The following is an 18,461-nucleotide window of genomic DNA, read 5'->3' as shown; positions in this document are numbered from 1 at the left end:
TCAATCGATAGTCGATATAATTGCTCAAGTATTTTACTTAGCGTAAAATCTAGCTCTTGATGGCTATTCCCGGAATAACTAGCCATCAAGGCATCGTATTTTCTAATAATCTAGGAGTGATAAAATGGGACAGTATAAAAAGTTCTGGTACCTATTAGTCGCCGTATTGATTGGGGCATTCTCCATTCTCGGCTACTACGGGTTCGAAGTTTATCGTGAAGCACCACCAATTCCGCAACAATATGTTTCTGAATCTGGCGAAAAAGTGATTACTCACGATGATATTTTACATGGCCAAACAGCTTGGCAAACTACTGGCGGTATGCAAGTAGGTTCTGTTTGGGGTCACGGTGCATACCAAGCACCAGACTGGACGGCAGATTGGCTTCACCGTGAATTAACTAACTGGTTGGACATTACAGCGAATCAAGAGTTCGGTAAAAACTTTGCAGATTTAAATGATGAACAACAAACTTTATTAAAAGCGCGTTTAACCAAAGAATATCGCGGCAGCAAAGTTGAAAATGGTACAGTTGTGCTTTCTAATACCCGTTTAGCGGCAATGGAAAAAACAGCGCAATACTACATCTCTTTATACGGGGATGATCCAGCAACCAAAGTGACTCGTGAACACTTTGCGATGAAGGATAACACTCTTCCTGATTTACAAGCTCGTAAAGACTTAGCTAAATTCTTCTTCTGGACAGCATGGACTGCATCAGCTGAACGTCCAAATACTCACGCAAGTTACACCAACAACTGGCCACATGAGCCGTTAATTAATAACATGCCAACTCCAGAAAACGTGATTTGGTCTATCGCTAGTGTGGTATTCCTCATTGCTGGTATTGGTTTTGTGGTATGGATTTGGTCATTCAAAAAACGTGAAGATGAAAAAGAACCAGCAACACCTGAGTTCGATCCTCTCACAAAATTACAACTTACCCCTTCTCAACGTTCGTTAGGTAAATACCTCTTTACTGTACTTGCTCTTTTCGTATTGCAAGTCACATTAGGTGCAGTTGTGGCACACTACACGGTTGAAGGTCAGGAGTTCTATGGTATTGATATTTCTCAATACTTCCCGTATTCATTAGTGCGCACATGGCATATTCAAGCAGCCTTATTCTGGATTGCAATGGCGTTCTTAGCTGGTGGTTTATTCCTTGCACCAATCATTAATGGCGGTAAAGATCCTAAATTCCAAAAATTGGGTGTGGATGTTCTCTACTGGGCATTAGTGGTATTGGTGGTAGGCTCATTCACTGGTAGCTACTTAGCGATTGCTCATATTCTTCCTGAAGAATGGAGCTTTATGTTCGGTCACCAAGGCTATGAATTCATTGACTTAGGTCGTTTCTGGCAAGCTGTGAAATTTGCAGGGATCTTGTTCTGGTTAGTCTTAATGCTTCGCGGCACAGTGAATGCGTTCAAACAACCAGGTGATAAAAACTTATTGGCATTATTCTTCGCCTCAGTAATTGCGATCGGTTTATTCTATGGCCCAGCATTATTCTATGGCGAGCATACTCACATTTCTGTGATGGAATACTGGCGTTGGTGGGTAGTTCACCTATGGGTAGAAGGCTTCTTCGAAGTATTCTCTGTAGCGGCACTGTCATTCATCTTCGTAAGTTTAGGTTTAGTTTCACGTCGTACTGCGACTGTTGCAACCATTACTGAAGCAGCATTGTTCTTAATCGGTGGTATTCCTGGTACTTTCCACCACTTATACTTCGCAGGTGCAACCACACCGATTATCGCAGTAGGTGCATCATTCTCTGCGCTTGAAGTAGTTCCATTAGTGTTATTAGGCCATGAAGCTTGGGAACACTGGGCAATGAAACAAAAAGCACCTTGGATGGAACGCTTAAAATGGCCTCTTTACTGCTTCGTTGCAGTAGCATTCTGGAATATGTTAGGTGCTGGCGTATTTGGTTTCTTAATCAACCCACCAATTTCGCTTTATTATATCCAAGGCTTGAACACCACTGCCGTTCATGCTCACGCCGCATTATTCGGTGTGTATGGTTTCTTAGCGTTAGGTTTCGTATTCTTAATCGCTCGTTATTTACGTCCAGATACACCATTTAACGATAAGTTAATGAAATGGGGCTTCTGGCTATTAAATGGCGGTTTAGTATTAATGATCGTATCAAGCTTACTACCAATTGGTATTATTCAAGGGTATGCTAGTATCTCTGAAGGCTTATGGTATGCACGTAGTGAAGAATTTATGCAACAACCTCTATTCGATACCCTACGTTGGGTTCGTTTCGGTGGCGACGTTGTCTTCATCTTCGGTGCTCTCGCTTTCTTCTGGCAAATCTTTACGATGGTATTCTTTAAACCGAAAAAAGCAGCATAATTAAATTTATTATTATGCAAAAGCGGCTAAGCAATTAGCCGCTTTTTATTTGTGAAAAATTAGTTAAATTTCTAACCGCACTTTGATCTTCATCAAATCATTTACCTTCTTTTAAGTATGATTAAATTCGTCTTTAGATCTATACTTTCTCTACTTTTCAACTTTTCTTATAACATTTCAACATGAGTGACAATCCATTCAACGCTAGTTGGCCATCAAAAGGCAATACGCTATGTCTAGGTCATTGGGATATTAGTTATCTCGGTTTACCTGTGGTACTGCCAATTGAACGTCGAGATAAAGATATGGGAACAAATAATATTTATAATTTCATGGATCCCGAAGATGAACTTTATCGAGAAGGCTTAATGGAAGATGATTGGATTGTGGAAAATATCGATTGGCTTTCCGATGTCTTTATTGAGCATAATATTCCCTTAGAAGAAGAAACCATGAGAGCATTTTATCAAGCAGTGAATAAGGAAGATTGGCGCTGTGGGAGCTGTGGTGGATGTATTTAATAGCAAAGTGCGGTCAATTTTATCCTTGTTTTTATACCGAACTGTCATAATAAAAATACTAGGAAATTCAATATTTCTGATATAGAATTCTCCGATTTGTTTTTTAAAAGGGAGAAAAGAATGAAACTTGTTGAAGTTAAACATCCGCTTGTTAAACATAAATTAGGCGTGATGCGCGAAGCTGATATTGATACCAAAAAATTCCGTGAACTCGCCACTGAAGTAGGTAGCTTACTCACCTATGAAGCCACTGCCGACCTTGAAACAGAAAAAGTGATTATTGAAGGTTGGAATGGCCCAGTTGAAATTGAACGTATCAAAGGTAAAAAAGTCACTGTTGTGCCAATTTTACGTGCGGGGCTTGGTATGATGGATGGCGTGTTAGAGCATGTTCCAAGCGCTCGTATCAGTGTAGTAGGGATTTATCGTAATGAAGAAACCCTTGAACCCGTCCCTTATTTCCAAAAACTAGCCAGTGACTTAGAAGAACGTTTAGCTATCGTTGTGGATCCAATGCTCGCAACAGGTGGTTCAATGATCTCTACAATTGATCTGTTAAAAGCAAAAGGTTGCCAACATATCAAAGTATTAGTGTTAGTGGCAGCGCCAGAAGGTATTAAAGCATTAGAAAAAGCACATCCGGATATCGAGCTTTATTGTGCATCTATTGATGATCACTTAAATGAACAAGGCTACATCATTCCAGGCTTGGGGGATGCTGGCGATAAGATTTTTGGGACGAAATAATTCCCTTTTAATAAGACGGCATTTATAGCCGTCTTTTTTCCGTGCGTGAAAACACAAAAGCTAAAAAAGCATAAAAACCGACCGCACTTTCAGTTAATTCAAACCGAGAGTTGAAACTAAATGAGTAATCAAACGACAACCGCACCTGTTGAGGTGCAAAGCATGGGCAAACAAGCGTTTGTCGGTTTACAGATGTTATTTGTGGCCTTTGGCGCCTTAGTATTAGTTCCCTTAATCACCGGATTAAATTCTAATACAGCCCTTCTAACCGCGGGTATTGGTACGCTACTTTTCCAACTTTGTACCGGTAAACAGGTTCCTATTTTCTTAGCCTCCTCTTTTGCCTTTATTGCGCCTATTCAATATGGCGTACAAACTTGGGGTATTCCAACCACAATGGGTGGACTTGCTTGCGCAGGTTTCGTCTATTTCGCACTGTCAACCTTAGTGAAATTACGCGGCAGTGCTGCACTCGAACGAATCTTCCCGCCTGTTGTTGTGGGGCCCGTAATTATCATTATTGGTATGGGACTTGCACCAGTTGCTGTTGATATGGCATTAGGTAAAAACAGTGCATATAGCTATGAGCATTCGGTATTAGTTTCGATGATTACCTTGGTCACCACCCTTTCTGTTGCGGTATTTGCCAAAGGCATGATGAAACTGATTCCAATTATGTTTGGTATTGTTGCTGGCTATGTGGTTTGTTTATTCCTAGGGTTAATTAATTTCCAACCTGTTCTAGACGCAAAATGGTTTGAATTACCTCAATTAACCAAACCAGAATTTAATTTAGAAGCCATTCTTTATATGCTACCCATTGCTATCGCACCAGCCGTTGAACACGTTGGTGGTATTATGGCAATCAGTTCTGTAACAGGTAAAGATTTCCTTAAAAAACCAGGCTTACATCGCACCTTATTAGGCGATGGTGTCGCAACGGCTGCAGCTTCATTAGTAGGTGGTCCACCAAATACCACTTATGCCGAAGTAACCGGTGCAGTCATGCTCACTCGTAACTTCAACCCTAATATTATGACTTGGGCAGCGGTATGGGCAATTGCAATTTCCTTCTGTGGTAAAGTAGGTGCATTCCTCTCGACTATTCCAACTATCGTAATGGGGGGCATTATGATGTTGGTATTCGGTTCGATTGCCGTTGTTGGGATGAGTACCTTAATTAAAGGCAAAGTAGATGTAACCGAACCTCGTAACCTTTGCATTATTTCTGTAGTTATGACGTTCGGGATTGGTAATATGTTTGTCAACGTCGGCGATGTTGTTTCCCTAAAAGGGATTAGCCTTTGTGCCATCGTTGCCATTGTACTGAACTTGATTTTGCCAAAAGCAAAAAATGAAGTAGAATAAAACTTCCCAAATAAAAGGGTTAAATGAAAGTTTAGCCCTTTCTTTTTTTATTTTAAATCAACTCGTTAATCCGTGAATCAGCAACTTTCTTTACCTATTCATCAAATTGATGATGAAACGCTTGAGAATTTTTATAGCGATAATAATGCATTATTGCTTAATTCTTTACGTCAAAACATGACTGATTTACAACAACAATTCTTCTACCTTTGGGGCAGCCAAAGCGTTGGGAAAACCCATCTGTTACGTGCACTCTGTAATGAATATATTCAGCAACAACGGAGCGCCATTTATGTCCCGTTGAGCAAATCACAATATTTTTCCACGGCAGTTTTTGAGAATTTAGAACAGCAAGAACTGGTTTGCTTAGACGATTTGCAAACAATTATTGGAAATTCAGAATGGGAAATTGCCTTATTTGATCTTTTTAATCGCATTAAGACTAATGGTAAAACCTTATTAGTTGTCAGTGCAGATCAATCTCCAACTTCCCTACCCGTTAAATTACCGGATCTTGCTTCTCGCTTAAAATGGGGAGAAAGTTATCAACTGATTCCACTCAGCGATGAACAAAAATTTGCAGTATTGAAGCAGAATGCCCATCAACGGGGTATCATACTTTCAGATGATACTGCCAATTTTATATTTACTCGTCTAGATCGTGATATGGCAACATTAAAAGAGGCGTTAGTTCAACTCGATAAAGCCTCATTGCAAGCTAAACGAAATCTGACCATTCCTTTCGTGAAATCTATTTTAGGTTTATAAACAGATAAAAAAATAACCGCACTTTTAAAGTGCGGTTAATTTTTTAGTCATTTAATTACCAGCAGTGATGGCAATAACCAAATGCAGGCATAATGGCCACAGGATATCGAGGATAGCGGGAATACCCAGTCATTTTTGGGCGATAATCGCTAGCATTCATTTCATTTGGAATACTGTCTCTTTGTGCAACTTCCGCTTTTTCTCGAGCACTTACCGTATTGCCACTTATTACTCGAGCATTATAATCTTGCACCGTATTCATATCATACGCAGCTACGCCATTCCCTATTGTTGAAGCCTCCTGAGGTGCGGTACAAGCCGTTAAAATAGTTAACACTGCGATAGAAATTAATTTCTTCATATTTTACCTCTTATTACAAACCACTTTATTGAGTGTATCTCTACCCTCTTTTATCCGCTCATTGGCTTTTCTTCTTACATTAGAATCTTCATGTTTCTCAATATATTTTGCTACCTTTGCATTCTTTACTGCATAAACAGGTACATATTGTGAATTTTTGGTTTCACCTTTTTTATAAATCGTTGCGCCTAAAATACTACCATAATATTCACTAGCATCATTCGGCTTCATATAATAACTACTAGAATTGGTTACGTCTACACCGTCATCACTTTTAAACCCACTACAAATTCCAGCTGGTGAAACGAAAGTTGTTTTTGAAGCAGCTATTTCATTAAATTTATATACTTCAAATTCAATACTATTAGCAAGTTCTTCCATATCTCTTTCTGATTTAGGATCTAAACTTCTCTTACCTCTTCCACCAATATATTTCACAGTTTCAGTAACATTACTCTCGGAAACATTCACTGAAACATGATTTTCAGATGTTTTCATCTTTGTTGCATATACAACACTGTTGCTTTCTGATAAAGCAACTGATGATGCAAACAAACAAAATAAATGAATACCAATTTTTTTCTTAATATGACTCATAATACTAATGTGATTCCCTAAGCTAATAATTGTTCTCGTATAATTCAATCGGTAAATAATCCGGGTCTCGGAAGAAAGTGTACGTCATTCCAGTTGATTCATCAACCCGAATTGGCTCACAAGAGATGCCTTTCTTTAGAATATAAGCAACATACTCATCAATATTATCGACTTTAAATGCCAAATGTCGTAAACCACGGGCTTCAGGGTTTGTGACTCTTTGAGGCGGATTCGGAAATGAAAACAACTCGATTTGGCTCCCATCAGGAAAACTTAAATCTAATTTATAACTATCTCGTTCTGCACGATAAGTTTCGTTTAACTGTTTCGCCCCTAAAATCTCCATATAAAAATGCTTCGAACGTGCATAGTTCGAAGCAATAATTGCAATATGGTGAAAACCTAATAATTGAGGTTTCATTATTTCTCCGGTGTGACACTTTTTGCTTTTTCTTCTTCCTGTAAAGCAAGGGCATCACGTGCAGCACGAATACTCTTTTCAAGCATTGGCACGCGAGGATCATCTGGTTCCAATAAACGTAGCATCATTGCCCAAGTGACAGCTGCCATTTTATAATCCTCACCTTCAAAATAACTGAAAGCAAGTAAACTTAATGCTTCAGGATTAGAATGATCTTGACGAATAATTCCACGTAAAAGTTGATTACCTTTCAGTTTATCCGTTTGATCTTCAGAAGACATTAACATACGCGCATAAGAAAGCTTATAATCTAAATTGTCCGGCTCAAGTTTATTCGCTTGTTGGTAACTATCAAAGGCTAATTTTCCATTACCTAAATTCATTCCTACCTGACCTAACAACCACCATTTTTTAGCATCCTTTGGTGTTTTTTGTAAATCCAAACGAAGTGCGGTCGAAAATTGCTGCATTTCTGCATCCGTCATTGGGTTTGTGTCTTCTTCTTTGATTCGTTCAAAGAAATAAGGTAATTTTGCCAATGTTTTTTCCATCATATCTTCGGCTTTCCAAGATCCCAAAGGGAAATAAGCCCCGCCGGCAATAATGGCCAAACCTAATAAACCAGAAACAAACCACAACTTACCGTAATTTTTGGTATTTTTATCGATGGTTTGGGTCTCTTGTTGAGGAATATCTTCCAATAATGTTTTTTGTAGTTCTTGTTTAAGTTGTTCAACGTTCTCTACTAAGCCTTGCTGATTATCTTGCTCAATCTCTTTTAAGCGAGAAAAATACAATGCTTTATTTAATTCATCACGCTTTTTGTCTTCTTTCGCTTTCACTGAACGCAACAACGGATAAAAACAAATCAATGCCACGACTAAAGTAAGCGCAATAATACTTAATGCAAAATTCATTATTTATCCTTTTCTTTGAGTAAAGCCGATAAACGTGCATTCTCTTCATCATCTAAAATTACGTCAGAATTGACCGCACTTGGGCTTTTGGATTTACGTTTAAATACAAATAAAATGCCAATCAACACTAACAAAATTGGGGCAATCCATAATACGATTGTTGACGTCGTCATTGGTGGATCATAAGTCACGAAATTGCCATAGCGTTGGATCATATAATCCACCACTTCATTTCGATTTTTACCTTCTTGTAACAGCTCAAACACTTTACCACGCATATCTACTGCAATGGTTGCATTCGAATCGGCAATATTGTTATTTTGACATTGAGGACAACGCAATTCTTGTGTTAATTGATGATAGTCCTTTTCTTGCTCTGGTGAAGCAAAATTCAATGCATCAATAGAAGCAGCCGCCGAGATACTCACCAAAAGTGCGGTTAAAAAAAGCCATGATTTTTTCATTATGGTTTCTCCGCGAGTTTGTCATAAATCGGTTTTAAGGTCTCATTCCAAACGCGTTCATTTACATCACCCGCTAAGCGATAATGAATCACACCTTTACCATCCACGATAAATGTTTCCGGTGCGCCATAAACACCCAAATCTAATGCAAAAGAACCTTTTTCATCTTTAAGCACAAGACTATAAGGATTGCCTAAATCTTTTAGCCATTTTACAGCTTTTGGTGATTCATCTTTATAGTCGATACCAATGATTGTTACACCTTGTTTAGCCAATTGATTCAAGTATTGATGCTCTGCATAACAAGTTGGACACCAAGTTGCCCACACATTTAATAGAATCGGTTTGCCTTGTTGGAAAATTTCATTACCGTAGGTTTTATTTTCCAATAAATCCGTTAATGTTTTCTGTGGCACAGGTTTTCCCACAAGCGCAGATTCTAACGCTTTTGGATCATCACCTTGTGCGTTACGTCCTAATTGAACTAAAAAAGCTGCCGCCACGGCAAGAAAAATAATAAGTGGGATAAGTAGTTTTTTATTCATAACACGATCAATTTACATCTATTTTTAGGGGCTTAATTTAGCCCCTCATCACGATTAAGACTGTTTTACCAAACGACTAAAACGGTAACGACGGTCAAACATACAGAGCAAGCCACCTAATGCCATAAACAATCCGCCAATCCAAATCCAACGGATAAATGGTTTATAGTAAAGGCGCAGCGCCCATGAGTTATCATCTATCTTTTCACCCAAGGCGACATAAAGATCGCGAGTAAAGCCCCAATTAATTGCTGCTTCCGTCATTGGCATTTTACTGACGGTATAAAAACGTTTTTCGGCAAATAATGTTGCTTCCAGTTTACCCGCTTTTGAAATGTCGATTTGTGCTTTACCGCCCATATAGTTAGGACCATTTGCATCACTCACGCCTGCAAATTTGAAGTCATAGTTAGCAATCTGTACCGTATCACCCACAGCCATTCGCACATCACGTTCTACACTGAAGTTTTGGCTAAAGGCAATTCCCCAAACGGTCATCGCCACACCAAGGTGAGCCAAAATCATCCCCCAATGGGAACGAGAAAGTTTGGTAATACCTTTAAAGAAAGATTCGCAGTGTGTTGCACGTTGTTTCATTTCGTAGAGACTCAGTAACACAATAATGACGGACATCATGGTACCAAGCACAGCACTGACGGTGAGTTTATTTTGTAGGAAATACGGTAAAGCAAAACCTGCAATCGCCATCACAATGACACTCACAACAACCGGTGTACGAATTTCAGAGAACTGATCGCGACGCCATTTTACTAACGGTCCAATACCCAATAATAAGGCAAACGGAGTCATAATAATCAAGAACATTTGATCAAAGAATGGTGCACCGATCGAAATAGATCCCAAACCTAATTGTTTGTGAACTAACGGTAATAACGTTCCTAAGAACACCACACAAAGTGCGGTCATTAATAGGATGTTATTTAATAATAATAAGGTTTCACGAGAATAACGTTCTGCATTATCACGTGAGCGAATTTGGTTTCCTTTGTAAGCATACAAGGTTAAAGAACCCCCAATTACCACAACCAAATAAGCAAGAATATATAAACCACGTGTTGGATCTGAAGCAAAGGCGTGTACTGACACCAAGATACCGGAACGAACTAAGAATGTACCCAGTAAGCAAAGTGAGAAAGCAAGGATAGCTAAAAGTACAGTCCAAGCTTTAAAAGAGCCACGTTTTTCAGTCACCGCTAAAGAGTGGATTAATGCGGTTCCCGCAAGCCAAGGCATTAAAGAAGAGTTTTCTACTGGGTCCCAGAACCACCAGCCGCCCCAGCCGAGCTCATAATATGCCCACCAAGAACCAAGCACGATCCCGAGTGTTAAAAACACCCAAGCTGCCATCGTCCAAGGGCGTGACCATCTAGCCCAAGCTGAGTCTAATTTTCCCGTCATTAATGAGGCGATCGCAAAGGCAAAAGCCACAGAAAAACCGACATATCCCATATAAAGTAATGGTGGATGGAAAATTAAGCCCACATCTTGCAACATTGGATTGAGTTCTCTGCCATCTACTGGGAAGTCAGGGAATGTACGGGTAAATGGATTCGAGGTAAATAATACGAAGAGTAAAAAGCCGATGCTAATAATCCCCATAATACCTAATACACGAGCCACAGCTTCTTGTGGCAAGTGTTTGCTAAATAAGGCTACTGCAGCCCCCCAAAGGGTTAATAACCAAATCCAAAGTAATAATGAGCCCTCATGTGAACCCCAAACGGCAGATAAACGATAATAAATCGGTAAGCTACTGTTAGAGTTATTCACCACATATTGCACACTAAAATCATTGACGGCAAAAAGGTAGAACAATGCTGCAAAAGCAATGGTTAAACTGAAAAATAAACCATAAGTCATTGGACGAGCCAATGACATTAATTGAGGGTGATCTTTTTCTGCGCCCCATAATGGGAAAATCGCTAAAAAGAATGAGACGGCAAGACTTAAAGCAAGCGCATAATTTCCTAATTCAGCAATCATTAGCGACCTTCTTGCGATTTTTGCTGGGTTTCTTTATAACGACGATCGGCTTCACTCTCGCCTTTTAATTCTGCCCCCATTGGTTTATGCACTTTCTGCATTTTCTCACCCAACTCTGGTGGCACATAATTTTCATCATGCTTAGCAAGCACTTCTGTTGCTTCCAATAAGGTTGGCTCTTTTAACACACCTTGCGCAACAATACCTTGTCCCTCACGGAAAAGATCCGGCAGAATACCTTCGTACTCTACTGTAATTGATGGACCAATATCATTTACATCAAAGCGAACTTTGAGACTTTTCGGGTCTCGACTAACGGAGCCTTCGACCACCATACCACCAACACGAATACGTTGCCCAACTTCAGGTTTTTGGTCAGGATTTCCATCTTTCCCTTCTACGACTTCCGAAGGGGTATAAAATAAATCAATATTTTGGCGAAGCGCATAAAGCACCAAACCTGTCGCAATCGAAATACCTAAAATCACAAAGATGATGATCGAAAGTCTTGATTTACGTCTTGGATTCATAGGGTATTTCCTTTATTTGCTTGGTTTAAACGTGCCTCACGTTGTTGCTCGCGTAACACTTCTTTTAATACGGCTTTACGCCCCTTGACGCTTTGTATCGCCAAAATAATCATTGCCACAAGGCTAATGCTATAGGAAAGCCACACATAAAAACCGTAGCCTCCCATATTGATAAAATCACTCCAACTTTGGAAAAACATTTTCCGCTCCCTAAAATAAAAATAAAAAACTATTTCAGCTTACTTGCTAACTCTTTTACCCATGGGCGTTTGCTGTCTTCTTTTAGCAATTCAACGCGGTAACGCACAAGCGTAAACCAAATGGATAAAAATAAAAATCCAAAAATACATAAAATCAGTGGAATTAACATCGGTGTTGCAATCGACGGTTTTTCAAACTTCGTGATACTTGCCCCTTGATGTAAGGTATTCCACCACTCTACGGAAAAGTGAATAATTGGTAAATTCACCACACCAACAATACACAAGATACCCGCTGATTTTGCACCCACAGCACGATCAGAAAATGCAGAATAAAGGGCTAATACACCGATATATAAGAAGAAAAGAATGAGTTCTGCGGTTAAACGCGCATCCCACACCCACCAAGTTCCCCACATTGGTTTACCCCAAATTGCACCCGTTACCAAAGCAATAAAGGTAAACATTGCACCAATCGGCGCCATGGCTATCATTGAAAGATGAGCGGCTTTAATTTGCCAAACTAACGCAATAATGGCAGCAACAGCCATCGAACCATAGACACCCATTGACCAAATCGCTGCCGGCACATGCACATACATAATTCGGAAACTATTGCCTTGCTGATAATCTGCCGGAGCATAAGCTAAGCCCCAAACAATGCCAACAGCCAATAATAGAACCGCAATCACACCAAAAAATGGACTTAATTTGCCACATAAATGATATTGGGTTTCATGTTTTGCGTAAGGATGTAACCACTTCCACATAAAAGATCCTTAATTCAAAAAATAAAAAACAGTTAAAAATCTGACCGCACTTTCACCGTCATGATGATTAATTATCTAAACTAATTCGTAGTGCCGCGGCAATAGCAAAAGGCGATAAGGTTATTGCGCCAGCCAAAATTGCACCTAAAATAGCAAGCTGTCCACCATAAGGGAGATTTAACGTAGCGGCATCTAAAATTGCTGAAGCAAAAATTAAAACCGGAATGAATAATGGTACCACAAGTAAACTCAGCAATACGCCACCTTTACGCAACCCCACCGTCAATGCCACACCAATTGCACCAATGCAGCTTAAAATCGGTGTGCCTACTAAGAGTGTAAGCACCAATGCCCACCAAATATTCACTTCTAATGAGAGTAATAAAGCAGCAATCGGAGAAAGTAGAATCAACGGCAAACCTGTTAACAACCAGTGCGCAACGACTTTTGCAAGTGCCGTTAAAGCTAAAGGTTGAGCCGTGAGCATCAATTGTTCTAAAGAGCCATCAATAAAGTCATCTCGGAATAAGCGCTCAAAAGACAGCAACGCAGAAAGCAATGCCGCCACCCAAGCGATTCCTGGTGCGATGCGAGAAAGTAACTTAGGATCCGGCCCAATGACTAATGGAAATAACGTGATGACGATTAAAAAAAACCAAAGTGGGTTTAAAATTTCCGCTTGCTTACGTGTCGCAATCTTCAGCTCACGCTTTATAATCTGTAAAAATATCATAAAAATCTAAGGGTTATATTTATAATCAGCAAGGTTGATTTTTTTCAATAGCGTACTTGGCACTTCTTGATGGCTCGTTAAAATCACCATTCCACCTTTTTTAGCATGATTTTCAAAAAGTGTGGTCAAAACTTCAACCCCTTTTTTGTCTATTGCTGTAAAAGGTTCATCCAAAATCCAAAGTGGCGCTTCCGAGATCCATAATCTCGCCAAGGCAATGCGCTTTTGCTGACCAGCTGAAAGTTGAGCTGCCGGCAAATCTTCACGTCCAAGTAAACCTACTGTATCCAAGACATCCCATAAAATATCGGTGCCTTGTTGGCTTTGACTAATCTGCTGATAAAATTTTAAATTTTCCCATGCGGTTAATTCAGGTTTCACGCCAGAATGATGACCGAGATAAAGCAGCTGATGATGGTATTCTTCGCGTTGTTTTGTGATCTCGTCTGAATTCCACCGCACTTTACCTTCTACTGGTTGTGCAAGGCCTGCTAAAATCCGCAATAAACTTGTTTTACCGATACCATTGTGCCCTTCAATTTGCACGAAATCACCACTTTGAAATTGCAGTGAAAGATCAGTGAACAACACGCGATCGCCACGTTGGCACGCTAATTGTTCTAATTGAAGTTGATGAGCAGGAAACATAGTCTCAGCCTTAAAAATAAAATCTTCTGAAAAATCAGCGGGTATTCTACCACAAGGGGAAATTTTGACGAGATTTTAAACCCCTCAGAATATAACCATTTAGAAGTAGATCGGCATGTTTATTGATTTAAAACAAACTAAATTTTCCTAGCTTTTTCATCGGATAATCAAATAATTAAAAGATTTGATGATCTAAATCAAATTTTCTGCTACTATTTAGTTATTTTTTGATGTTGTTTTATCAAAAAACATTACCTTAACTTCATTTAAAAAAGGAACATATTATGTCTTATACTCTACCTGAATTAGGCTACGCTTATGATGCGTTAGAACCACATTTTGATGCACAAACAATGGAAATTCACCACTCTAAACACCACCAAGCCTATGTAAATAATGCAAATGCCGTGTTAGAAACTTTACCTGCTGAATTTTCTGAAATGTGTGCAGGTCAATTAATCAGCCAATTAGATAAAATCCCTGCTGAAAAACGTACGGCATTACGTAACAACGCAGGCGGTCACGCAAACCACAGCTTATTCTGGAAATCATTGAAAAAAGGCACTACTTTACAAGGTGATTTAAAAGCCGCTATCGAACGTGATTTCGGTTCTGTAGAAAACTTCAAAGCTGAATTTGAAAAAGCTGCAGCGACTCGTTTCGGTTCTGGTTGGGCATGGTTAGTAATTAACCAAGGTAAATTATCTGTTGTTTCTACCGCAAACCAAGATTCACCATTAATGGGTAAAGAAATCGCAGGTTGTGAAGGTTTCCCTCTTTTAGGTTTAGACGTTTGGGAACACGCTTACTACTTGAAATTCCAAAACCGTCGTCCAGACTACATCAAAGAATTCTGGAATGTTGTAAACTGGGATTTCGTTGCAGATCGTTTTGCGAAAAAAGTCGCAGACTGCTGTGCAGCTAAATAATCGTTTCTCAAAATGTAAAAAATCGCCTTTATTAGGCGATTTTTTTATTGGTTAAATCCAACGTCTGACTTTTTTCTTGTACTCTAAATAAGACTCACCAAACTTTTTCTCTAACCAGTATTCTTCAGGTTTAATTTGCCATTGCGTGATGAAATAAATAAACAGAAAAACACCTAGAAAACTGACCGCACTTTGCAAATAAACCGCCCATGCAACTAGCAAGCTAGCTAAACTTAAATACATTGGGTTACGGCTAAAACGATAAATACCATTTGCCACAAACACATCACTTTTTTCTAAGTGAATTGGGTTGATATTCGCTTTATTTTTGTAGAATTGCCAAACACTGAAAAAACCAACAAAAGATGAAGCCAACGCAATCAGATAAGCAATCACGATATTGATTGTAACAGGGTAAGGATTAGGTAAGCATGTCATGATAAGTGCACAGCCAATAAAAATGACGGGTGGCGGCACAATAGGTTTCTGAATCATAAGATCAAAAATCCAATAAAAAAGCCCGAGCAATTCGGGCTAATTAAAACATTACAGATTATTTAATTTCATCTGCGCCATTTGTTTTTCTAATGGGTTACCGCTTTTTTGTGCATTCTCAAAGCTTGCTTTAGCACCATTTACATCGCCTTTTGCGATTTGAATATCGCCCGCTAAAAGATCTTTACGTGCACTAAAGCCTTGGCTTTTCACTTGATTTAGACTTGCTAATGCTGCATCAAATTGACCTTGTTGGAATTGCACAGCAGACAAACGAAGCGCTGCAAGAGACGTTAAGATATCATCTTGTGATTGAGCAATTGCTTGTTTCAAGCTATTTTCAGCAGAGGCGTAATCTTGTTTTGCAACAAAACCTTTTGCTTCATCTAATAAGCTAAATACCGCATAGCTGGTTTTATCATGCGCTTTCACAAATTCAGCCATTTTAGCTTGTTGTGCCGCGGCATCTTTGTTTGTGGTATAAACTAACGCATCATATTCAGCAGACGCTTGCATGATTTGATTGGCTTGATAAGACTGCCAATAACGCCAGCCCAACATCCCGCCCACACCAAGAATAAAAGCGGCAATAATGGTTTTGCCATTGTCTTTCCACCATTCTTTTAACTGGTTCAGTTCTTGTTCTTCTTCAATGGTATATGCCATTTTCCTATCCTTCTAAAATTAAAATTGGGCTTTTACGTGTTCAATTAAATTGGACACATCAATGGTTTGTTGCTCTGCTGCGCCAAGTAAGTGTTTTACCACAACTTGATTATTTTGCACTTCACTTTCACCAAGCACAAGAGCCAGAGTCGCACCAGACTTATCTGCGCGTTTAAATTGTTTTTTAAAGTTACCGCCGCTGCAATGCAACATGGTGCTTAAGTGCGGTAATTCTGAGCGAAGTTTTTCAGCGAACTGGAATGCGGCTAACGTTGTACCTTCACCTTGATAAACAACGTAAATATCTACCGCACTTTTTACCGGAATCGATTTATTCACTTCTTGAACGAGTAGCACTAAACGCTCTAAGCCCATTGCAAAACCGACACCACTGGTTGCGTGGCCACCAAGTTGTTCAACTAAGCCGTCATAGCGTCCACCACCACATACAGTACCTTGTGCACCTAATGCTGATGTCACCCATTCAAATACAGTTTTATTATAATAGTCTAAACCACGTACCAATTTTGGATTAATTTCATATTGAATGCCCACCGCATCTAATAGACCGCATAACTGCGCAAAATGCTCGCGACTTTCATCGTCTAAATAATCCAATAATTTTGGCGCGCCGTCCAATACATCTTGTAATGCTTGATTTTTAGTATCCAAAATACGTAATGGATTTTTTACAAGACGTTCTTTCTCTTCTTCGCTCATTAAATCTTGGTGATTTTCTAAGAAAGCCACTAATGCAGAACGATAGTTTGCACGTGCTTCTAATGAACCAATCGAATTTAATTGAAGAGAAACATGTTGATCAATACCTAATGCTTTCCACAAACGAGCCGTTAAAATAATTAGCTCCGCATCAATTTCAGGGGTTGCGATACCGAATACTTCTACACCTGCTTGATGAAATTGACGGTAACGACCTTTTTGTGGACGCTCATGGCGGAACATTGGTCCCATATACCATAAACGTTGTTCATTGTTGTAAATCCAACCGTGTTCAATCGCAGCACGCACACATCCTGCTGTACCTTCTGGGCGAAGTGTTAATTGCTCATCATTATCCCAGAATGTGTACATTTCTTTTGAGACAACATCTGTGACTTCACCAATTGCACGAGCAAATAATGGCGTACTTTCCACGATTGGCATACGCACTTCTGAATAGCCGTAGCTGCTTAAAATTTGGCGAACCTGTCCTTCAATCCATTGCCAAAGTGGAGATTCAGTTGGGGAACAGTCATTCATCCCACGAATTGCTTGAATATTTTTTGCCACGAGTTTTCCTTAAATAATTCGATTTTTTGGATCTTGTTGTGCAACTTTGGCACGAATTTTTGCTTCTAATTGGTCAATAATCGCGTCGTTGTCAAAACGTTCTTTTTGACGCTCACCATCTAAATAATAGCCACTTTTCTTATTACCACCGGTCACGCCAAGGTCAGACACTAATGCTTCACCCGGGCCATTTACCACACAACCAATAATAGACACATCCATTGGGGTGATAATATCTTCTAAACGTTGTTCCAGTGCATTCACCGTGCCGATCACATCAAACTCTTGACGAGAGCAAGTTGGGCAAGCAATAAAGTTAATCCCGCGAGAACGAATACGTAACGATTTTAAAATATCAAAACCAACTTTGATTTCTTCTACAGGATCGGCGGCTAAAGAGACACGCAAGGTATCACCAATGCCTTCTGCTAACAACATTCCTAAACCAATTGCTGACTTCACAGAGCCCGCACGTGCGCCACCTGCTTCCGTAATACCTAAATGCAACGGCTGTTTAATGGCTTTTGCCAGTAAACGGTAAGATTCCACCGCAAGGAAAACATCGGATGCTTTTACACTCACTTTAAATTGATCAAAGTTTAAACGATCCAAGATCTCAACGTGGCGTAACGCTGATTCTAATAAGGCTTCTGGTGTTGGCTCACCAAATTTCTCTTGGATATCTTTTTCTAATGAGCCTGCATTAACACCAATACGGATCGGGATATTTTTATCACGTGCGCAATCCACCACAGCTCGAATACGATCTTCACGACCAATATTGCCCGGATTAATACGTAAGCAATCCACCCCATATTCAGCCACTTTTAACGCAATACGATAGTCAAAATGAATATCGGCCACTAATGGCACATTCACTTGCTGTTTAATGATTTTAAACGCTTCGGCGGCATCCATGGTAGGTACAGAAACACGCACGATATCTGCGCCGACACGTTCCAACGATTTAATCTGTGCAACGGTCGCCTCAACATCAGTTGTGCGAGTATTTGTCATGGATTGTACAGCAATCGGTGCATCACCACCGATTGGTACATTGCCCACATAAATTTTTGTCGATTCACGACGCTTGATAGTAGGTTTTACTGCTGACATTCT

The 18,461-nt window shown here is 39.6% G+C and carries 22 protein-coding genes; 6 read left to right on the top strand and 16 right to left on the bottom strand.

The window, feature by feature from the left end; translation table 11 throughout:
* Window positions 1-124: 124 nt before the first annotated feature.
* The 5 genes from RDV53_RS07010 (at window position 125) to hda (ending at window position 5,772) form a co-directional block, all read left to right on the top strand.
* Entirely contained in the window at window positions 125-2,368 is a 2,244-nt protein-coding gene (locus RDV53_RS07010; protein ID WP_005695612.1) for a nitric-oxide reductase large subunit, read from the top strand.
* Window positions 2,369-2,550: 182 nt separating this feature from the next.
* Window positions 2,551-2,889 (top strand): PM0253 family protein, encoded by a 339-nt coding sequence (locus tag RDV53_RS07005; protein WP_005695611.1) that lies wholly within the window; start codon window positions 2,551-2,553, stop codon window positions 2,887-2,889.
* A 120-nt stretch (window positions 2,890-3,009) separates the two neighbouring features.
* Entirely contained in the window at window positions 3,010-3,636 is a 627-nt protein-coding gene (upp, locus tag RDV53_RS07000) for a uracil phosphoribosyltransferase (RefSeq protein WP_005695610.1), read from the top strand.
* 120 nt (window positions 3,637-3,756) lie between these two features.
* The gene (locus tag RDV53_RS06995; protein ID WP_005695609.1) at window positions 3,757-5,004 is read left to right on the top strand and encodes a nucleobase:cation symporter-2 family protein; all 1,248 of its coding nucleotides are present in this window, start codon (window positions 3,757-3,759) and stop codon (window positions 5,002-5,004) included.
* Window positions 5,005-5,076: 72 nt separating this feature from the next.
* A complete protein-coding gene (gene hda, locus RDV53_RS06990; RefSeq protein ID WP_005695608.1) occupies window positions 5,077-5,772 on the top strand; it encodes a DnaA regulatory inactivator Hda in 696 nt (231 codons plus the stop codon).
* Between the two features lie 55 nt (window positions 5,773-5,827).
* On the opposite strand, the gene RDV53_RS06985 is transcribed toward hda, so the two are convergent.
* The 12 genes from RDV53_RS06985 to ccmA all read right to left on the bottom strand — a co-directional run bounded on the left by RDV53_RS06985 (window position 5,828) and on the right by ccmA (window position 13,962).
* Window positions 5,828-6,133: a hypothetical protein gene (locus RDV53_RS06985; protein WP_005695607.1), complete on the bottom strand. Its 306-nt coding sequence runs from the start codon at window positions 6,131-6,133 to the stop codon at window positions 5,828-5,830.
* Between the two features lie 3 nt (window positions 6,134-6,136).
* Window positions 6,137-6,730 carry a DUF8095 domain-containing protein gene (locus RDV53_RS06980; RefSeq protein WP_005695606.1) on the bottom strand — a complete coding sequence of 198 codons (594 nt, stop codon included), beginning with the start codon at window positions 6,728-6,730 and terminating at the stop codon, window positions 6,137-6,139.
* Window positions 6,731-6,752: 22 nt separating this feature from the next.
* The gene (gene gloA2, locus RDV53_RS06975) at window positions 6,753-7,151 is read right to left on the bottom strand and encodes an SMU1112c/YaeR family gloxylase I-like metalloprotein (RefSeq protein ID WP_005695605.1); all 399 of its coding nucleotides are present in this window, start codon (window positions 7,149-7,151) and stop codon (window positions 6,753-6,755) included.
* The gene (ccmI, locus tag RDV53_RS06970; protein ID WP_005695604.1) at window positions 7,151-8,068 is read right to left on the bottom strand and encodes a c-type cytochrome biogenesis protein CcmI; all 918 of its coding nucleotides are present in this window, start codon (window positions 8,066-8,068) and stop codon (window positions 7,151-7,153) included. The genes gloA2 and ccmI overlap by 1 nt, the downstream gene beginning before the upstream one ends.
* Window positions 8,068-8,532 (bottom strand): cytochrome c-type biogenesis protein, encoded by a 465-nt coding sequence (locus RDV53_RS06965; protein WP_005695603.1) that lies wholly within the window; start codon window positions 8,530-8,532, stop codon window positions 8,068-8,070. Before RDV53_RS06965 ends, ccmI begins: the two co-directional genes overlap by 1 nt.
* The gene (locus RDV53_RS06960) at window positions 8,532-9,077 is read right to left on the bottom strand and encodes a DsbE family thiol:disulfide interchange protein (RefSeq protein ID WP_005695602.1); all 546 of its coding nucleotides are present in this window, start codon (window positions 9,075-9,077) and stop codon (window positions 8,532-8,534) included. The genes RDV53_RS06965 and RDV53_RS06960 overlap by 1 nt, the downstream gene beginning before the upstream one ends.
* A gap of 54 nt (window positions 9,078-9,131) precedes the next feature.
* On the bottom strand, window positions 9,132-11,081 hold the full coding sequence (locus tag RDV53_RS06955) for a heme lyase CcmF/NrfE family subunit (RefSeq protein WP_005695601.1): 1,950 nt from the start codon (window positions 11,079-11,081) through the stop codon (window positions 9,132-9,134).
* Entirely contained in the window at window positions 11,081-11,611 is a 531-nt protein-coding gene (gene ccmE, locus RDV53_RS06950; RefSeq protein WP_005695599.1) for a cytochrome c maturation protein CcmE, read from the bottom strand. Before ccmE ends, RDV53_RS06955 begins: the two co-directional genes overlap by 1 nt.
* Entirely contained in the window at window positions 11,608-11,811 is a 204-nt protein-coding gene (ccmD, locus tag RDV53_RS06945) for a heme exporter protein CcmD (RefSeq protein ID WP_005695598.1), read from the bottom strand. Before ccmD ends, ccmE begins: the two co-directional genes overlap by 4 nt.
* 29 nt (window positions 11,812-11,840) lie before the next feature.
* Complete coding sequence (locus RDV53_RS06940) at window positions 11,841-12,581, bottom strand: heme ABC transporter permease (RefSeq protein WP_005695597.1); 741 nt, start codon at window positions 12,579-12,581, stop codon at window positions 11,841-11,843.
* A gap of 67 nt (window positions 12,582-12,648) precedes the next feature.
* Window positions 12,649-13,314 (bottom strand): heme exporter protein CcmB, encoded by a 666-nt coding sequence (gene ccmB / locus RDV53_RS06935; RefSeq protein WP_005695596.1) that lies wholly within the window; start codon window positions 13,312-13,314, stop codon window positions 12,649-12,651.
* 6 nt (window positions 13,315-13,320) lie between these two features.
* A complete protein-coding gene (gene ccmA, locus RDV53_RS06930) occupies window positions 13,321-13,962 on the bottom strand; it encodes a cytochrome c biogenesis heme-transporting ATPase CcmA (protein WP_005695595.1) in 642 nt (213 codons plus the stop codon).
* Window positions 13,963-14,246: 284 nt separating this feature from the next.
* Between ccmA and sodA the strand changes: the two genes are divergently transcribed.
* Window positions 14,247-14,891 carry a superoxide dismutase [Mn] gene (gene sodA, locus RDV53_RS06925; protein ID WP_005695594.1) on the top strand — a complete coding sequence of 215 codons (645 nt, stop codon included), beginning with the start codon at window positions 14,247-14,249 and terminating at the stop codon, window positions 14,889-14,891.
* 51 nt (window positions 14,892-14,942) lie between these two features.
* Here sodA and RDV53_RS06920 read toward each other — a convergent pair whose 3' ends face one another.
* Genes RDV53_RS06920 through ispG form a run of 4 tightly spaced genes read right to left on the bottom strand, consistent with a single transcriptional unit; the run spans window position 14,943 to window position 18,458 of the window.
* Complete coding sequence (locus RDV53_RS06920) at window positions 14,943-15,386, bottom strand: methyltransferase family protein (RefSeq protein ID WP_005695593.1); 444 nt, start codon at window positions 15,384-15,386, stop codon at window positions 14,943-14,945.
* Window positions 15,387-15,437: 51 nt separating this feature from the next.
* On the bottom strand, window positions 15,438-16,052 hold the full coding sequence (locus RDV53_RS06915) for a YfgM family protein (protein WP_005695592.1): 615 nt from the start codon (window positions 16,050-16,052) through the stop codon (window positions 15,438-15,440).
* An 18-nt stretch (window positions 16,053-16,070) separates the two neighbouring features.
* Window positions 16,071-17,342, bottom strand: a complete 1,272-nt coding sequence (gene hisS, locus RDV53_RS06910; RefSeq protein ID WP_005695591.1) for a histidine--tRNA ligase — start codon at window positions 17,340-17,342, stop codon at window positions 16,071-16,073.
* Between the two features lie 9 nt (window positions 17,343-17,351).
* Window positions 17,352-18,458, bottom strand: a complete 1,107-nt coding sequence (gene ispG, locus RDV53_RS06905) for a flavodoxin-dependent (E)-4-hydroxy-3-methylbut-2-enyl-diphosphate synthase (RefSeq protein ID WP_005695590.1) — start codon at window positions 18,456-18,458, stop codon at window positions 17,352-17,354.
* Window positions 18,459-18,461: the final 3 nt, after the last annotated feature.

Source organism: Haemophilus parainfluenzae ATCC 33392 (genome assembly GCF_031191205.1).
Classification (GTDB): Bacteria; Pseudomonadota; Gammaproteobacteria; order Enterobacterales; family Pasteurellaceae; genus Haemophilus_D; species Haemophilus_D parainfluenzae.
Note: the sequence above shows the minus strand (reverse complement) of the source record. Positions and strands in the feature narration are given on the sequence as shown.

Excerpts from the sequence above, each read along its gene's own strand:
- RDV53_RS06955 (WP_005695601.1), bottom strand. The coding sequence starts at position 11,081 with ATGATTGCTGAATTAGGAAATTATGCGCTTGCTTTAAGTCTTGCCGTC.
- RDV53_RS06995 (WP_005695609.1), top strand. The coding sequence starts at position 3,757 with ATGAGTAATCAAACGACAACCGCACCTGTTGAGGTGCAAAGCATGGGC.
- ccmE (WP_005695599.1), bottom strand. The coding sequence starts at position 11,611 with ATGAATCCAAGACGTAAATCAAGACTTTCGATCATCATCTTTGTGATT.
- RDV53_RS07010 (WP_005695612.1), top strand. The coding sequence starts at position 125 with ATGGGACAGTATAAAAAGTTCTGGTACCTATTAGTCGCCGTATTGATT.
- RDV53_RS06940 (WP_005695597.1), bottom strand. The coding sequence starts at position 12,581 with ATGTGGAAGTGGTTACATCCTTACGCAAAACATGAAACCCAATATCAT.
- RDV53_RS06985 (WP_005695607.1), bottom strand. The coding sequence starts at position 6,133 with ATGAAGAAATTAATTTCTATCGCAGTGTTAACTATTTTAACGGCTTGT.
- ccmD (WP_005695598.1), bottom strand. The coding sequence starts at position 11,811 with ATGTTTTTCCAAAGTTGGAGTGATTTTATCAATATGGGAGGCTACGGT.
- gloA2 (WP_005695605.1), bottom strand. The coding sequence starts at position 7,151 with ATGAAACCTCAATTATTAGGTTTTCACCATATTGCAATTATTGCTTCG.
- RDV53_RS06920 (WP_005695593.1), bottom strand. The coding sequence starts at position 15,386 with ATGATTCAGAAACCTATTGTGCCGCCACCCGTCATTTTTATTGGCTGT.
- RDV53_RS06915 (WP_005695592.1), bottom strand. The coding sequence starts at position 16,052 with ATGGCATATACCATTGAAGAAGAACAAGAACTGAACCAGTTAAAAGAA.
- ccmI (WP_005695604.1), bottom strand. The coding sequence starts at position 8,068 with ATGAATTTTGCATTAAGTATTATTGCGCTTACTTTAGTCGTGGCATTG.
- ccmB (WP_005695596.1), bottom strand. The coding sequence starts at position 13,314 with ATGATATTTTTACAGATTATAAAGCGTGAGCTGAAGATTGCGACACGT.
- ccmA (WP_005695595.1), bottom strand. The coding sequence starts at position 13,962 with ATGTTTCCTGCTCATCAACTTCAATTAGAACAATTAGCGTGCCAACGT.
- RDV53_RS06980 (WP_005695606.1), bottom strand. The coding sequence starts at position 6,730 with ATGAGTCATATTAAGAAAAAAATTGGTATTCATTTATTTTGTTTGTTT.
- RDV53_RS07005 (WP_005695611.1), top strand. The coding sequence starts at position 2,551 with ATGAGTGACAATCCATTCAACGCTAGTTGGCCATCAAAAGGCAATACG.
- sodA (WP_005695594.1), top strand. The coding sequence starts at position 14,247 with ATGTCTTATACTCTACCTGAATTAGGCTACGCTTATGATGCGTTAGAA.
- upp (WP_005695610.1), top strand. The coding sequence starts at position 3,010 with ATGAAACTTGTTGAAGTTAAACATCCGCTTGTTAAACATAAATTAGGC.
- RDV53_RS06965 (WP_005695603.1), bottom strand. The coding sequence starts at position 8,532 with ATGAAAAAATCATGGCTTTTTTTAACCGCACTTTTGGTGAGTATCTCG.
- ispG (WP_005695590.1), bottom strand. The coding sequence starts at position 18,458 with ATGTCAGCAGTAAAACCTACTATCAAGCGTCGTGAATCGACAAAAATT.
- RDV53_RS06960 (WP_005695602.1), bottom strand. The coding sequence starts at position 9,077 with ATGAATAAAAAACTACTTATCCCACTTATTATTTTTCTTGCCGTGGCG.